Raw genomic sequence first — 17,100 nt, 5'->3', positions numbered from 1 at the left:
ACTGTGCTGGCAGAGGCTCTAATTTTTTCAAGGTTTTCCTTTTGCTGCTCGCCTTTAAACTCGTCTTCTGTTGTAACAAGATGCACTTTAACTTCATTATCGGGCGACTTGTACCTGACTAGGGTTTCCAGCAATTCCATCAGGTTTCGTATCTGATAAAACAGCCGGATATAAGGATCGGTGATGATTATGCTAGAGACACCTTTGAAATAGCAGCCAAACAGAGCGTCAAAAGAAACGCCTTTTTGATTTTCCTGAAAGGTCAGATGTTGCTCCCTAGGCTTTGGTTCTGCATCTGACAGCGCTTGATGAAGCATCAAGGTCTTGCTTGTTGCTATCAAATCAGAGTGTTGATCTTTTACTTTATCCCTAACCACTCTGTCGTTAACCGCTCGATAATAATCATCGGGAAACATCTCCTCTTCAAGGGTAGTGACTTTTTTTGTGCTTCCGGAGGAGTCTGTGTAAGTAAAATTGACCTGAGCATAGGTGCTATCAATACGCATCAACTGGTCTTTAACCCGTTTACGTCCTTCTATGGCAAAACGAAGAAGCTCTTCCATTTCACTGTCGGAAGCTTGACCATGAGGAAACAAGATCTTCATCAAACCGGAGAAGGTTTTGTTTATAGCATCCCTGTCGCGGGTGGAAAGGTCGTGAGATAACGTCCATTTCCCCTGGTAACGCGCAGAAAAATCATCACTACGAAGGAAGCGCAGCACCTCAGCCAGGTAGTCCACAACAAAACCAAACCCGAATGAGAACATCTGATTGCGTAGATTCTCCATTTCCCAGCCAGGCAAAAACCAGTGAAGACGATCCAGAATCGCCTGACCATCAGCATTGCGATAGGTTTCTGGTAAATCCATGAACAGATGCCCATGCTTCAGCATGTAGGGCACATTCTGTGAAGTATTGCCGATAAACACCATTGAAGCCTCAGCCCCCTGCGGCCCCGTGCCACGGTTGAACGATTTGTTGGCCATGTAGTTCTTCAAAGTATCAATAAGCTTGATATCTGGCTTCTTGCTACTGCCAGCAAATTCGTCCATGGCGACTACATCCCAATAGCCTACTAAGCCTATCTTTCCAGTTGTATTGTTTATGAAAAGCTTAGCCAAGGTTGCCTCACCACCGGACACCAAAGTTCCATGAGGAGAAAACTCGGAATAGACATGCGATTTACCGGTTCCTTTAGGGCCAAGTTCCATCAGGTTGTAATTGCGCTCGCAGAACGGGATCAAGCGCACCAACTGGGTTAGCTTGCTTCTGCGCCCAAAGGCATCAGGGTTCAGCCCAATGCTTTGCATCAATAAATCCATCCACTCCTCTGTGGTGAACTTCTTGCGTCCTTCGATATAGGCATCGTAATCAAGGCTAGAAAGTTGAATCGGTTTTAGTGAACCCAAAATCCAAGGTGTCGACTGACCCTCTTCCGTGAAGTCGTATTCGATATCGCAAATACACCAGACACCACCAACCAGCAACCGAGGATGCTTTTTGATGGTGCCGGAATCAACTAATACCTTCTTGATACCCAGATTCTCAAACTCCCCCTCATAAACATCACGCGAGTCGTTCAGCGAGACGGTTACTTTATCGATGACTTTGTAACGTCCTTTTTCTTTAATATTTGAGCGAACTAATCCCGCTTCATTTCGGTGCACATAATGCTTGGCAAGAATTTCCTTGACCGTTTCGATACCTGTCTGGATGGTCGGCTCATCATTAGTGGCACAATACTGCCCCAGCAGGTATTCCAGCACATAAGAAGGAACGATGGCGTTACCCTTGACCATCTTTACCAGGTCTTTACGAACCACCATCCCTGGGAAATGGGTGTTGATTTTCTGGTCTAGCTCACTCACTGCTTATTCCCTCTTAAAAGTCCTTGTCTTAGAAATCAAAATCACTGGTAAATGATCGTCGCATCATATACCTGAGTGACTTGTATTCCTTGTAATGTGAAGTTCCGGCATGTTTTTCTTCCAGTCGCAGTGCGACTTCCTGCCCATTGGCATCATCGGCTTTACGGGTTAATACAAAGCGCACTTGCAGCTCACGCTCTCTGGGATTATCCGAGGTCAGATCAAAAGTCAGGTCATGACAGTCGGAGATCAGTTCACCGGTCTCGGTGTAGATACCTGCCCGCAACACACGGGGCTGGATCTTGTCAGTCACCGACCCAGATTGGTACAGGGTTACAGCCAGCTGCCCAGAGGTGATCACTGAGCTGGCGCCACGCAGTATATCGACCTCAACAGAGGTCACGTCGCTCTGGCGCTTTTTGTTGATTTTGAGTACGGGTATCACCACCTCTTGCAGTGCTGCTCCACCATGCACAAACCGACTTCCAGAGCCTTTTAAGCGAAGACGGTTAATCGACTTAGGAAGCTGCACCTCCACTTCACCAACAAGGCCCAGTTGCTCTGGTGTGAACTTGCACAAGCTGGATGCATCGCTAAGCCCTTTTCCAAGTACAAAACGTCGATCCCGGTACAAGATCACCTCGCCTTTGGCATCCACACTTGAGAAATCACTCTCCTCCAGAGCACGATGCTGGTAGATAAAACCATGATCGGCAGTGACTAGAATGTTGTTAGCATTGGCTGCGGTCAGCTTCTTAATCAGCCTGATGATGTCTTCCAAGGTGTGTTCTGCCGCCTCAAACGCCTGTCCCTCGGAATGCATTTTATCGCCTGTGTGGTCGATGCGATTATGGTAAATGTACAGCACATCGTTATGCTTCAGTAGCTCACGGCTGGCATCTCGATCCAACTGCATCAAGCCTTCTGCCGTTATTGCTGTGCCTCGACCATGGAGGGCTTTTTGCAGGATTTTACTGCGATTTGCCGTACCCTGAGAGCTTTGGTCATCTACAAGCACGGTGCCCGTTTCATTATCAGCAATCGCAAGCGCTTTATTGGGCAGCAGTGCCGCCATACCCAACTGGGTGTAGCTGGGCAGCATCGAAAGCAGCGGCTCCAACTCAGCCGCGTAGCGATCTTCCTGGCGAACCAGACCAAGCAGCTCTTCACCGATTTCATAACGCATGGCATCAGAAATAATGACACAAACCTTCTTATCCTTACGCAAGAACGGCTGAACCCAATGCTCAAAAAAATCCTTCTGACAACCTACGGGAAAGGCATCCCAACGAGAAGCCCTATCAACAAAGGTCTGGAAATGATCACCTAGCTTGAGCAAGTAGGTGTTGGAATAAAGGTTTTCGATCTGATCGGTCAAACTGCCCATCAAAGACGCCTGATTCGACATGCGGACATGATAGGTAAATTTGCGATACAGCTGATCCAGACGATACCAGCTATGACTATACCGCTGCACACCCTCTGCCAAACTGGTCATATCCAGTTTGACCTCACCCAGCATTTGGATGAACTGGGCGGCAAAATCAACCGCTTCGTACAGGTGGTGGTATTGTTTATACCAGTGGCCTTGCCGCCGCTGCCGCACCCAGATCGCCACATCGCCGCTGGAGACCGTGCGAGCTGCCACCGCTCGAACCAGATCACTGACAATCTTCTGATCAATCAGGCGGAAATAATCCAACTCCACCAGCTCGCGGAAATCCCGTTTAGTCAGATCCTGCTCAATGCCGAGCACCTCGGCGCACTCCCCTGAAAGGGCTTCAAAACCTTCTTCGAATTGACGGCTATCCTTCCAGCGTTTCAGAAACACCAGCGCATCACCGCTCAACCTCACTGATTCATCCGTATCCCTACCGCCAGCAGTCATCGCATAACAAGACTTAAATAGCTCGATGGCAAAATCACGGATACTCGGCTCGTCGGACTGATAGCCATAACAGCGTGTCATCTGCTCCCAAAAAAAGCTCTCCAGGCGACAGCGCTCAAGCAATCGACACTTCTCTTCACGGTTTTCTGCCAGCTCCTGAAGCAGGTTTTCCAGCACTGCATCCATGCGCGGTTCACTACCCGTACACACCGCCAGCATCTTCAGGCGTATCTGTGCGGCGGTGTCATCGGCTTTTAATAGCCTCTTCAGGGCATCCTTGCGTTTTATTGCCTGAAAAAACTCAACATGGCCTTTAACCAGCTCAGTAAACTCCAACCCAAGTTCCAGCTCAGCCAGCCAGATCGCCACCTGATCCGTGCGAAATTCACCCTGAGCCAGCTGCACATCCAGCAGCCAGTTATCCAGATCAGCAGGTTGAGCACCCTCACGGTAGAGCAAAAACTTCTGCTCTGGCTGTAGGCGCAGTATGCGGTACTTAATGCCGTACTCATTGTTAAGCAGCTCCAGCTTCTCCACACCCGGCAGCTCCAGTGCTTCATAATCTGCTCGCAAATCCTGCCTGGCGTCGTACCAGAAAACAATCCGATGTCGGTCAAAGAGTTTGGTCAGAGCCTGAGCTATGCGGTCGTTCATGTAGTACTCCCTGATGAACTTTGGCGCTTCATCATTTCGATGATGTTTGATACCCGACGTAACAGATCATCGTAGGTCATGATGTCGAGCATGTTGGCGTATTTGCGCCGAATGATTTCAAAGTCGAAACGCTGCTGACCAACAAAGTCGTTGTCGCGCCCGAGCAGGATCATTGCCTTTGGGTTGGTGATCTTCAGCTCGATTCCTGCGGGAAGTTCGGCTTTGCGCTTGTTGTAGATTTCCTGTTCACCTGCGTGGCCCCATTTATTGAGGTGAAACAGATACTTCTCGGCCTGCATCACCGACCCGGCCAGCTCTTTTCTTGGGGTATGGTTGTCACGGTATTTGTGGTGGGATACCAACGCTTTCGAAAACGGCTTTTTGACCTCGATGATGTCGATACTGCCGTTGGCATCGACCAGCATCAGGTCGATGTATCGGTCGGTGGCTTTGGATTGATTCGAGTAAAAATCCTTGATGTGAACATTCTCAAGCACGGCAACGTACTTGGGGAAAACAAATAACAGCAGGGCTAATATCTTTTTTTGCCAATCCTTTTCAGAGTAGCTGTCAACTTCGGACAGCATCGCTTCCAGCTCAAAATGAACATACTCGAACTTTTGCACTTCGAAGTTCGAAACAATGCTCTCACGGGATTGGGCAGGCAGTTTATTCTTGCGATTCAAGTACTGATTTAATTTCCCCTCGGCATCCGAGATTGTCCCGAAATAGTCTTTGAGTACCCGAGCGATGCGGGTTCTGGCGTAGTGGGTCAACTCCGTGCTAGTAGGGAATGTTTTCAGCAACAGTTCAAAATCGTCCAGCGGAACGGCGCTTTCTTCATTGCCCCCCACGACAATGGGCTCGTCAATCAGATCGTCGATCTTACGAAATACAGAAATGTCCCGTTGTGCAATGAACGACTTCGGCTCAATCTCCATGTCGCCGTCAAGCAAGAGGTCGTGCTTTATGCCAAGAATATCCTTGCCGATTTTGTAGTAGCCGCCTTCTAAAACACCCAGTAGAAACACACGCTCATCATCAGATGGTTCTTGTTGGACAAGCAAATCAGCGGATGTAAAAGTAAAAGTACGGCGCAGGGTCACTTCACCATCTTCTTGCAGCTTGTCATCGAGCCACCGCGCATCATTGAAGCGGTCAGCCTGATAAGTCAGTAACAGCTGGCTATTCTGTTTGGAAAGCCGGATCAAGATTCACCCTCCGGTTCATCTTGTGCCTGCAATTGCTGCAAATCCTGCTCAATCTCCTCCACCGTCGGCAGTGCTCCCTTCAGGTTGTCTGGTAAGGTTTCGAGGAGAGTATATTCACTCACCCCCATCGGCTTGTTCATGTCGCGCAGGGCAAACTCCACCTCGATATTATTCTTGTCGCGGCATAACAGCAGGCCGATGGTGGGTTGGTCGTCGTCGCGCTTGAGCAGGCTGTCTACCGCCGATAGGTAGAAATTGAGCTTGCCGGCGTATTCGGGGGTGAATTTGCGGTTTTTGAGCTCAACAACCACATAGCATTTCAACGTAACGTGATAGAAGAGCAGATCGATGTAGTAGTCGTTTCCTGCGATTTCAAGATGGTACTGACGCCCGATGAAGGCAAAACCCTTGCCCAGCTCCAGCAGAAATTGGGTGATGTGTTGGGTGAGCTGCCGCTCCACATCCCGCTCGTTGTAAGGCACCGTCATGGACATGAAATCGAAGGTGTACGGATCTTTCAGCGTCTGCTGTGCGAGATCGGATTGCGGAGCAGGCAAGGTATGGGAAAAATTGGTCACTGCCTTGCCCGCCCGGTCGTACAGTTTAGATTTGATCTGTAGCGCCAGAACATCGCGGCTCCAGCCCTGCTCGATAGTCTGCGCAATATAGAAAGCCGCCTCAGCGACACTGCTACACTTGGTAAAGATCAGGATATTGTGCCCCCACGGAATTTGGTCAACAGGCTGTTGACCAAATTCCGTCTTAGCGTGGGTGTCGGCGTAAAACTGAAAAAAACGTAGACAATACTTGAGGTTGGAGGTTGATAGTCCTCTCATATCTGGAAAGGCTTTGTTCAGATCCCTTGACAGCTGTGGGATGAGTTTATCGCCCCACTGACTGTGGGTCTGCTTATCGGCAATTTGCGATCCCAACTCCCAATAAAACCGGATCAGCTCACCGTTCGCTGCCAACGCAACCTTCATTCGCACGGAATGAATTCGCTGCTTGATCTGCTTTAACCAGTTTGCGTAGTCGGTATTGGCGATGAGCCTAGACGATTTCATGCGTTAATCCTCTTTCGCATCCAGGCCGACGATCTTCTTCAGGGCTGTGCCGAGCTTGGGGTAGTTGGCCTTGACACCGTCGTCGAGATCAATCTCGATTTGTTCCGTCGCCAAGGGGTAAAGCACTTCGCGTTCGTAGTCTTCCAGCTCAAGGATCATTTTACTGGTTTTTTCGATTTCCTTGAGTGCTTTGGTTTTTTCTGCCGGGGTGGCGCTGGCGCTGATACTGACGGCTTCCAGTTGGCTCTTGTGGGCAGTGAGTTTGGTGCGGAATTCACGCAGGTAGTCGTTGAGTACCACACTGGCGGTGTCTGCGCGGTAGCGGTGCATATAAATCAGCGCGTTGAAGCTGCTCCCGGATTTGCCTGAGCCACTGGAGAACAGCCAGTAGATGGGGCGTTTTTTGTAGCGTTTCACATGGTCTGCATAGAACTCGCCCAGAAAATAATCGCGGATGCCATAATTGCGCTTGCCCTTGAGGTTCAGCCCTTGCTCAACGAACCGCAGGTTTTCTTCGTAGTGCGCCTCACCCAAAGCCACGCGCAGGAACTGGCGGAAACGCTCAGTGATGTCGTCGGTAAACCAGTCGCCATCCAGCATCGGAATCACATTATCTGCATCCGGCATAAAACTCGGCTCAGGCAACTGCTTCAGGTAGTCCTCGATGGTCTCACCCTGATTGGCGAGGATCAGCCCCGGCTTGTCCAGTGCATAACGACCAAACATGCAGCCGACCGCATAACTCACCAACTCGCGCAGGGTGTCGGCCAGCAGCAGCGCCTCCAACTCCTCCTCGCTCTTGTCGCCGCCGTAGCGGTAATGCGGGTTGCAAGTCAGGGTGATTTCCTTCAGTGGCACCTCGGGCGTCAGCTCATCTTGCAGGCCGTAGGCATCAATAAAGATGCGGTTGTTCTCTTGCTCCAGCCGCTGCATCTCCAGCGTCATCTCCCGCCAGTGGGCGCGGAGCTTCTGGTAGGTGGCCTTCAGCGTTGGCTGACGGTAGTTGGGATTTAGCAGCGGCAGGGTAGTGAAGTCCCATGAGGTTTCGTAAGCGTCCCAGTCTTCCTTTGATATTCCAACTATCTTAGATATTCGTTCATTTGTGTTTGTGGAAACCACATCCTCGGCAAACGGCAAGACAGAAATGTTACCGGGCTGAAATTCTATAGTTGGATTAATAGCCTTCAATATTTGCGTGGCCGGTTTGGAAGCAAGAAATCCAAGAATAGGCAGTAGATTTTTCGTTTCCGTAAAATAAGATGAGCCTTTGTTGTCAAACAAAAAACCTTCATTGGAATACCGAATACCGAAATATGATGAGCTTGTTGCCGTAAATGTTAGGCAGGGTTTGAATATATAGTCAAGATTGAAATTGTGAGCCCATACACGATTTCCTGATGGATGCAATGTATTCTGCAATGCGTCACCATCATTTTCCCAATTAACTAGATTGTCGTTATTTCCGTACCATCGCCTAAATGGTCCGCCCTTATTGTAAGGAAACCACTTCTTGGATGACTTTTGCGCAAGCAGTCTTGATTGGCACCCTAAGCCTACATATTCAATTGACACTTCAGGCCAATTCCGAACATAAATATCATTGTTTCCAGTAGCCATACCCAGTCTTGGGGTGCCGACTTCGCCTAGACTTTTACACTGAGCGAATAGCTTTCTAATACGTTCGCTTATCCAATAGGCAATTGGACTCCCAGATATTTTTAAAAAATCAGAAGCGGAAGCGCGGTAAAACCAGCCGCAATTATGATTTTTGATGGCTTCCAATGTTTTCGGGGCTTGATTTACTGAACCACGAAAATCGGATAGACGCACATACCCGCCTTTGAATTCAGGATGGTGAGCGTTTTCAACAGTAAAAGTACAAATTGGCACCGTTGCACCTTCAAATCCTGAATACTCAAGCTGCACCAATGAAGTAATTGTTTTTTGATTGATCAGAAAGCTACGCAACTTTTCATATGATGAGATGAACATCCAGACAAAGGGGGACATAAAGCCAAGCTGACCCTTATGAATCGCCAGCTCTGCATTGCGAACGATAAAGGCTGAGAACAGGTCGGACTTTACATCTGGGTAATTATCTTTTAGCCAAGCCGCCAATCGGCCACTCATGCTTTTACCCCCCATATACGGCGGATTCGCAATCACCACATGGTATTTGGGGCTGAGGTAATCGGCCTGCCGCAGGGCTTGCAGCGCTCTTTGGTGCATGTCACTCAGGAACAACTGCCCGGAAACATCTTTAGCTTCCAGCGTTCGGCGTATTTCCTCCACGTCGGTGGCATCCGGGCGGATCAGCGAGCCGAAGTTGTCGGCCTCTTCAAATTGCTGAAGGGTGGTTTGCAGCGGCGCGGTGAATAGGTCGCGCCCAACAAAATCCATGTATTCCTTCAACTCATCAGTGTGGAAAGACACCTTTTCCAGTACACAAATATTCGGCTTGATGCCCTTGTTGAAGAACCGCCGTTGTCTGGCTCCTTTGTATTGCGCCGCTGCTTTCATGATCAAGGCAAAGGCCGCCAGCTCTCCGGCACGTTCGTCGATCTCGATGCCGTAAAGGTTGTGGGTGAGGATTTTTTCGGGAATCTCGGCGGGTTCGTAGCCTTCTTCCTCGTAGATGGCATAGAGCAAATCAAAGGCATAGGTGAGCATGTGGCCGGAGCCGCAGGCTGGGTCGCAGATTTTGATTTCTTCCGGGCTGCTGATGTTTAAAAAGTCGGTTTCCGGCTGCGCGGGAGCAATATAGTACTCCATCTGCTCGACCAGCTTCGAGTTCGGGCGGTTCAGTAACCACAGGCGACCGAGGGAGTTTTCTACCAGGTAGCGCACGATCCAGTGCGGGGTAAACAACTGGGTGGCAGCCGGGATGTTTTCGGGCGTGATTTTCTGGTTTTTTTTCAGGCCGTCGAACACGGCGTCTTTTTTCTCGGCAATATAAAACTGGTAGAGCCAACCAATGACCTCGACATCCACGCAGGCATCCGGGGTCATCGCCTCGCGGGTGTAGGCAAGAATGGAGTTGCCCGAGAGCAGGTCGTCGGGCATCAGCAGTTCGGTGTAGTCATCAATGTACTGAAACAAAAACGGCATCGCCTTGTTCCAGTGGTTGCAGGCGGCCACCACCAGCAGGCGGTAAGCTTCGCCCTGCGGATCATGGCTGGGGGCTTTGCCATCAAGCAATGCAAACACCTGCTGACGGGTGCTCTCTGGTACTAGGTCTTCATCAATATGCCCCATCTTGGCTTCGGCCAGTAGCTCTGGCTGGAATTGTCCAGGGTCGGCAGGTGAGACAAGATTCACGCGGTTATAGCGGTTTACATCCATAAAACGCAGGGCGCAAAAGCGGTTGAACCAGATGTAGGCCACCCGCTCGATCAGTTGCTCTTTATTGCTGTGCTGGATGGCTTCTTCCAGTTTTTTTACTGCTGTTGGGCGCTCGCGGCGGGCGGTGCTTTCATTGTTTAACACCCGCTCTAACTTGCTGCGAACCTGTTCAATCAGGCTGCGGCGGGCATATTGAGCGAATCGCTTTAACTTAAGTGTTTCCATCTTATTTATAATCCGGCTGTTGAAGTATTGGTCAAGCGAGTAACCGGCCACTTGGGGAAGTTTTCATTCCATGTCTGGATGTTAAAGACCTGACAGTTCTGGACAGGGTGTCTTTGCCACCGAGGTGAGCTTTTTCCGCATGGAGAGAGCTTGCCTGCTATCTCATCTGATAAATTCGGCAGCAACTCACTTTCGAGCGTCACCAGACTTAGGTAGTGGGTCGTCTTGGACAGTCTATCTTCTGCCCAACGATAAAAAAAACTGTCTATAAATTTTGATGCGAAGGTTGCGCTTAGGGTGCCGTTATTTAATTCCTTCTGAAACTTCTTCAGGCCTTTTTCCTGTGCCTTGGGGTTTCCTGGATCCTTCACTTCAACAAAGACGATGGCTTCTGCAAACTCGACGACAAAATCGACACGGTGCATTTCACCAATGCCGTGATAATTGGGTTGGTCTGCCTTCATTTGATCGAACACCAAGGCATCAATGGCATCGGTAAACTCGATCTCAATATCTCTTTCCCGTAACTTCACTTCCCCAACCCTCCCATTTTCTTGTTTACCTGTTGCTTGGTCAGGTCGTTGAAGGTGTCTGCGATAGCATTTGGGGAAATCGAGCGATAGTCTTCAGCGCTTTCCACGCATATCTCTCCGTTCGCCCCTCGGTAAAGCGCGTGGTAGAGAACGTGGTCTGTCTTGCTCGTTTCGAGATCCAGCCATTTGAGTAGGAAGTAATCATGGGTCGCCAGAATGATCTGCTGGCCGTTGCGCGACAGCTCCAGTAGGATCTGCACGAGCAGCTTCATCAGCTTAGGATTCAAGTTGGATTCTGGCTCATCCCAGAACAGCGGGCCGCTAACACCGGGCTGGATCGCGCCGGTTTCGAGCAGGCGGGAGAGTATCCCCGCCTTGCGAAAACCCTCGGCCATGGAATTGGCGGAGTATTCGGCAGTCTCGGTCTTGAAGGTAACCTTGCCGCCGCCATAGAAAACGAAACGTCCACCGCAGATGCCTTCGATCTCGGCCATGGCCCATTTGGATTTTTCATGCAGAGTTTCCGGGCGAACCTCGGGGAGATCCAATAGCAGGCAGATATCCTGATAGGTCTGATCAAAGGAGAGCCCGTATTTTTCGTATAAGCTGTTGAATCCTTTCATGAACGAGAGAACTTCCTTGGTCGGGATGAATACCGCCTCGGATTGGTACTGCTCATAGTTAGTGTGATCATGAATGGCCAGCGCCTTCGAGTTGTTGAAGAAGGTCGCAGCAATCTTCTGCCCCCCCGCGAATCGGGCCGACAGATAGGCCTGGTCGGTTGCGCCCTGGCGATGCATCTTGCCGAGCTTGTCGTCCAGCGGCATAAAAAGGCGCAGCAGCTTGGCGGTCAGCGCTGCTTCAAGCTCATCGTCGCTGACCCTGGGCTTGTTCTTAAACAGGGGTGCACCGGCGCAAAGCCCATAGGCTGCCTTGAGCAGGTGGGTTTTTCCAGTACCGTTCTCGCCGATGATCACATTGATTTTGGGCGAGAGCTCCAGTGTCAGGCCGGTGAAGACCGTGAGGTTTTTCAGTTCAAGACGCTCGATCATATTTGAATCCTTTTTCCTTTGCGGATTTCTTCCAGCAGCGCCTCGCGCATGGACTCCAGGTAGCGTTCTACATCGGTTTCGTCGGTCAGCCAAGCTTTGTCATAGGAGACGCGAATTTGCCGGGTGTTGATGGTTTCAATACGCGGCATGGGTGGCGGGGTTGGCCTCTCAGTTGTAACAGAAGGCTCACCGACATTCATGGTTGCTGGTTTAGGTGTTGCGATTTCAACCATTTTTCCCAGCAGTGTTTGATAACCCTGATCTTCAAAGTATCGCAAGCGGTCGTTGATTACGGCAATCAGCTGTTGCTCTTCGATGAATTGTGCCAAGTCAGCAAAGGGTTTATCCAGTTCAGCTCTGCGGGCATCAGGTAGTTTTTGATATTCATCGGTTTTCTGCATCCTTGCTTGCATTTGATGCAGGGTGTTCAGTGCATGCTCTCGGGCTTGTTGCAGTTTTTCATTCACCTGCTGTTTTACATGATCCAGCAGGCTATTGATTTGCTGAATCTTATTTCCTTTAAAGCAGCTGACATCCTTGAGCAAATGTTCCAGTGCTGCGGCTTCATCACCTTCAATATATGAAAAATTGGTTTTCAGGTTTTGCACTAAACTGCGGGCACGATCAAAGATGTCTTTCTGTGAGCCACTCATGAATTTGCGAATAGGGTCAATCACACTTTCTTTCATGTCCAGCAGGTTTTCTTCCTGGCGGGTAAGTTCGGTTAGGTGCCAGGTGTAGGGCTTGCCGCTCAGCTCCTTGAGTTTTTCCAATACCGGGGTGAGGGCGCTCAAGAATGGATACTGGGGCGTCTGTGCTGCCAGCAGGTTAAGCTGTTGCATGAGCTCCTGAAGTGCCGTGCCGGTTTCCTTGCCCAGTGCCTTTGCTTCACTGCTGCGAGGCGGGGTATCAAAGAAGTCTTCAAAGAGTTCTTTTAGGGCACGGGTCTGTGATGCGGTAAATTCAACCTGGGGCTCCAGCACCAGATTGCCATGACCATGAGTATTACACAGCGCCCGTTCCAGCTCGGCATCTTCCAGCAGGTTGCCATCGCTGCGAACCTCAACCTTGCCGCGAGCACAGAGGTGAGCCAAAGTGCAAAGTACAGCAGCGTAGTTCCAACCGTAGGGTTTGCGTTCGAATTTTTCCAGCAGGCTCTTCAGGGTTGTGCGTACACCACTGCGATTATTGCTCTGGATAAAGGCCAGCAGCTCCTGCTCAGATTCAGCAAGGGCGGTGGCATCATTACCAAAGAGGCCATCACCTGCGGCTTGCAAACAGGTGGCGATGTCCTTTTCTGTGTAGTTGATGCCACGCAGCATACGCAGGTTGGGGTAAGCGCAGCTGATCAAATCATGGAAGCCACGCAGCACCCGGGTCTGGGCATCCTCTGAGCCGCTCTCGATCTCGGCACCTGCTACAAACAGCTTGGCTTTGCCTAGTTGATTCTGAATACGCTGTTGCAGCTCAGCGTAGCGTTCCCGATTCTGGAAACCCTTGTCGGTCAGGATGCGTTTTACTGCTTCTTGCTGGGTGATCGAAATGTTCTGACGGATGTATTTTTCTGTCCGTTTGTACATTAGAAGGTCACGCATCATTCGTTCATCTGCGGGCATGACAACCAATAGTTCGTCCTGTTTATAGGTTGAGCTGGTTCGCAGCATCTGCTCGTTTTCTGCATGTTCATGGAACGGGCTGATCACATGAATCGTCAGCTCATACTCGCGCCCATGCAGGCGATCATCAAGCTTTCTGGAGAAGGGGTAGTCCTGCCCCTGATCCTTTGATGCCGCATCGCTGTATCGTATCTTGCGTTGCTTGATGACCTGTTCAAAGATAATTTTTTCAAGCTCGGCGGCAACATCCGTGGTTTCAACTTCGGTGTTCTTAATTTCCTGCTCGACGTCTTTTTCTTCATCAGTCAGGTATTCGTAAAGTTCGCCGTTGCGCTGGATGTAGGTCTGCTGCTCCAAGAGGTTAAGAGCTTCTTCGACACGTTTTTTCAGTACCGGCAAATCTTGGTTGAAGCGGTCGAGCATCAGCACGCACAGGTTGCGAAGGGTCGGCTTGAACTCCTTGACGTATTTGATGAGGAAGAGGGTTTTCAACATTTGTAACGCGAAGGGGGCACCCAGGTGGTTTTCTGCCTGAATTATGGCTCGCTGGATATTGGACTTCAGCGCGGTGCGTATGCCTTCGAACATCAGGTCGAAGGTTGCCAGCTGGCCGATTTCATGATCCCCGATCTGAATCGCCACCTGTTGGAACACGCCCAGCATGGAGCGCTCACCCACAGAGCTGTGTTTGCCTTCAAAGGCATTATGCTGTGATAGGTTCTGAATGGCTGATTGGAACAGCGCGAACTGGTAGGGGATAAACGGATAGCTGTGAATGAAATGCTCTCGATCCTGAAAATTGCGGTAGGTTTGTGAGCCGTCAGCAAAATCGAACAGGGTTTTGAAATTGTTGGATTGTGCGTGATAAATGTCCGAGAGTAGACCAACACCGTCTTCTGTTTTTGTGAGTAGGCGCTTCTGGATCACTTCTGCCACGTCGGCGCTGGTCAATTTCATGCGATTGGCAAAACGCGCCTGAATTTTGGTAAAGTCGTTGCCTTGTTGTTTGCCCATTTCGCCAACAACACTTCCCATGTCTTCCTGAGCGGTCACGATGACCCATGCCCGGCCTCGGCATTTGGTGGCGAGGCTTTCAGCAATGGTTTGCAAGTTGGTCATCAGCTTGACATTTTCAGCAATGTACTGACCCACTTCATCAACAAAGAAGTTCAGGCGAAAGTCTTTTTGCTTGCCCTGTGACACTTGTTGCTCAATGTAGTCATGCACCTGTTCAGCAAAGTCTTCGATAGATAGACGATAGTCCAGCCGATATTTGTCGAGCACTTCTTTTTGTTGCTGCTTTGTAACGTTGTTAAATGCCTGGTCAGCCTGTTCTGCTATTCGTGTCGGGCGGCTGCGACCCCATTCCCAAGGCTTGCCTGCGATGGCTGCAAACTCTTGTATGAAAGGTTGCAGGAGGTCGTCTCGATCCAGTTCACGCTCAAATTGTGCGATATAGGGTTGCTTGCCATAGTAGCCGCAGGCTTCATCAAATACCTTAACAAAAACGGCGAGAAGCGCATCAATCTGCGTCTTGCTGATAACGTCCGCTTTCTGGTCGATGTTAAACAGTATGCTTTTCGACGGAATGGCAACGGCTCGCTTGAGATCACCCCGAAGGATTTCGTTGTCACCACATTTGGGCAAGAACAGATCAAGTGCATAGGTTCCGTTGATCTGCCGGTTTTCTAGCAACAATGCCAGCATCTTCAGCAGGTGGGATTTACCTGACCCAAAGAAGCCGGAAACCCAAACACCATTGGCACCTTCATAGTTGTTATAGGCATCCAGAAAAGACGCCAGCTGCTTTTCCACCTCGTTGGTCAGTACGTATTCTTCAATTTCCAGAAGTAGGCTGGCCTCATCATCCGCTTTGATGACCCCTTCTATCGGGCGGTCAACGGGTTTGTTAAAAATGGTTTTAAGAGTCATCACGCTTCCCTCGTCTTTTGATGTTCAGTTCAGGCTTCACAGTGAAAGATATTGAATGCTCGGTAGTATTTGTCATCATGCAGCCTTCCGAAAAGATCAAGTGATGCACCAGACTCTAGGGAGTGGGTGTAGTCTCCTGGGAAAAACATGACGGTTGGCTTTTCTTTTGCGGTGCTTTGCAAGTTGTTCAAGACATTATGCGATCGGATGTAGGGAAACACCTCGCCAACACCAGAGAGAAAAAGAACGTCAAAATCAGTGCGTAACAGCTTGGTCGCAAGGGTGGAGATTATCACCGTTTCTACATCTAGGATGCCTTGAAGTTCTTCTTTTAGTTTGGTTTTTGGGTGATTCTGTTCGTGCTCAAGAATCCAGTCTAGATCACCTTCCTTGCTGAGAATTTCTAGCGAAAGGTCATACAGATTGATCTCCAGAATCCGAATACCATCTTGCTCAAGGCGATTGATCAGTTGACGCTGGATTCGCACCATTTCGACAGACTCTTCCGGCTTGTAGGGGCAGATAAAAAATGGAACCTCGTTACCAAGACCTTGCTTATTGAGAAATCGCTGGCCTGATATCACAGTAAAGAGATGCTGGAATCTGTCCTGCATCGGCATTTTAGCTAGGTCTGCTGTCACCGCCTCATCTCCTTCAGTTCGGATTCAAAGATAGGGAGGTATAAAACTTCCCTGTGACTGCCTTGATGGATGATCTGCAATAGTTGTGGACTGAGCAGGGCAGCATGGATCCTGTTATCGCCTGTTAAAAGGTCTGCCTCGCGCAAAAGCCGAAACAGAACCTGCCGTATTTTTTTTCGTGTCGCTGGGGTGATCTGATCCAATTCCAAGTGCCATTCTGCTTTCTGATCAAAGAATGAATCAAAATCCTCGTGGGTTAGGTCACTTTTCAGGGTAATATAACGCTCTCGAAGCACTTCGACGGCAAAATCCGCAATGAATGGGTAACGATGACAGATCGCTAGCCACAAGAGGTATGCCTGCTCCTGATGACTGGCTGTAATAAGAAATTCCAGTGTGTTTTGCGTTAGCGTTCTAAGCCGAGAAATGACTTCGCGACAAATGCGTTTGAGCGTACTCTGTGTTCTGGATTGCAGTAAGTTATCGGCGACAACCTTGTCTCGAACACTGCGCCAGTCGCCGAGTTCAAGATACAGCTCCGCAAGCTTCACCGATTCATGGTGAAAGAGGCTGCCCGTTGTAAATGACATGCTGTATTTAGCGTTACTCATTGCAGGCAGGGTTCCTTTCTCACATACGGATCAACCCACCGGCGCGGGGTGTTGATGGAGTTTTGAAGGACAGAGGGATGATACCGAGGTGATACTTGCTGGCAGTGGTGTGCAGCAGATGCCAATCTACAAAATGCTTGCAGCAGTTCTTGGGGTTGCATTGGTGTAAAGCCATCCTTCGGTGTTACAGAGTATGAAAAAACTGTTGCGCGAAGGATGGATTTAACGTGTTTCAGGGCAAATTTTCAACGGTTACGGAAGTTTGGCGCGCGTTTTTCTACAAAGGCTTGCATGCCTTCGCTCCGGTCTTCAAAGGCAAAACTGCTCTGAAAGGCACGACGTTCAAACTTCAACCCGGCAGCCAGGCTCGTTTCATAAGCCTGATCCACGGCTTCACGGATCATCAGGGTCACCGGGCGTGACTGGGCAGCGATCACTTCTGCTGTTTTTAATGCTTCAGCAA

Annotated in this window: 11 protein-coding genes; all 11 read right to left on the bottom strand. The window is 49.7% G+C overall.

Annotation, left to right across the window (positions count from 1 at the left end; all coding sequences use genetic code 11):
- On the bottom strand, positions 1 to 1,868 hold a 1,868-nt coding region (gene brxL / locus IBX50_RS09880), incomplete at its 3' end, for a BREX system Lon protease-like protein BrxL (protein ID WP_292255480.1).
- 28 nt (positions 1,869 to 1,896) lie between these two features.
- Positions 1,897 to 4,410 carry a BREX-1 system phosphatase PglZ type A gene (gene pglZ / locus IBX50_RS09875; protein WP_292255479.1) on the bottom strand — a complete coding sequence of 838 codons (2,514 nt, stop codon included), beginning with the start codon at positions 4,408 to 4,410 and terminating at the stop codon, positions 1,897 to 1,899.
- Positions 4,407 to 5,621 (bottom strand): Shedu immune nuclease family protein, encoded by a 1,215-nt coding sequence (locus tag IBX50_RS09870; protein WP_292255478.1) that lies wholly within the window; start codon positions 5,619 to 5,621, stop codon positions 4,407 to 4,409. Before IBX50_RS09870 ends, pglZ begins: the two co-directional genes overlap by 4 nt.
- Positions 5,618 to 6,685 (bottom strand): PDDEXK nuclease domain-containing protein, encoded by a 1,068-nt coding sequence (locus IBX50_RS09865; RefSeq protein WP_292255477.1) that lies wholly within the window; start codon positions 6,683 to 6,685, stop codon positions 5,618 to 5,620. Before IBX50_RS09865 ends, IBX50_RS09870 begins: the two co-directional genes overlap by 4 nt.
- Before the next feature lie 3 nt (positions 6,686 to 6,688).
- Positions 6,689 to 10,252, bottom strand: coding sequence for a BREX-1 system adenine-specific DNA-methyltransferase PglX (gene pglX / locus IBX50_RS09860; protein WP_292255475.1), 3,564 nt, complete (start codon positions 10,250 to 10,252; stop codon positions 6,689 to 6,691).
- Between the two features lie 5 nt (positions 10,253 to 10,257).
- Positions 10,258 to 10,785: a hypothetical protein gene (locus IBX50_RS09855; protein ID WP_292255473.1), complete on the bottom strand. Its 528-nt coding sequence runs from the start codon at positions 10,783 to 10,785 to the stop codon at positions 10,258 to 10,260.
- Positions 10,782 to 11,837, bottom strand: a complete 1,056-nt coding sequence (locus tag IBX50_RS09850; protein ID WP_292255472.1) for an AAA family ATPase — start codon at positions 11,835 to 11,837, stop codon at positions 10,782 to 10,784. The genes IBX50_RS09855 and IBX50_RS09850 overlap by 4 nt, the downstream gene beginning before the upstream one ends.
- A complete protein-coding gene (gene brxC, locus IBX50_RS09845; RefSeq protein WP_292255471.1) occupies positions 11,834 to 15,385 on the bottom strand; it encodes a BREX system P-loop protein BrxC in 3,552 nt (1,183 codons plus the stop codon). Before brxC ends, IBX50_RS09850 begins: the two co-directional genes overlap by 4 nt.
- Before the next feature lie 29 nt (positions 15,386 to 15,414).
- Entirely contained in the window at positions 15,415 to 16,005 is a 591-nt protein-coding gene (locus tag IBX50_RS09840) for a DUF1788 domain-containing protein (protein ID WP_366930706.1), read from the bottom strand.
- A 17-nt stretch (positions 16,006 to 16,022) separates the two neighbouring features.
- Positions 16,023 to 16,637, bottom strand: coding sequence for a DUF1819 family protein (locus IBX50_RS09835; protein WP_292255467.1), 615 nt, complete (start codon positions 16,635 to 16,637; stop codon positions 16,023 to 16,025).
- 245 nt (positions 16,638 to 16,882) lie between these two features.
- Positions 16,883 to 17,100, bottom strand: a 218-nt coding sequence (locus IBX50_RS09830; protein WP_292255466.1) for an enoyl-CoA hydratase-related protein, incomplete at its 5' end; no start/stop codon positions are given.

The sequence above is a fragment of the Marinospirillum sp. genome (assembly GCF_014859565.1).
The sequence above is the reverse complement of the archived record's forward strand: the minus strand, read 5'-3'. Positions and strand labels throughout refer to the sequence as shown.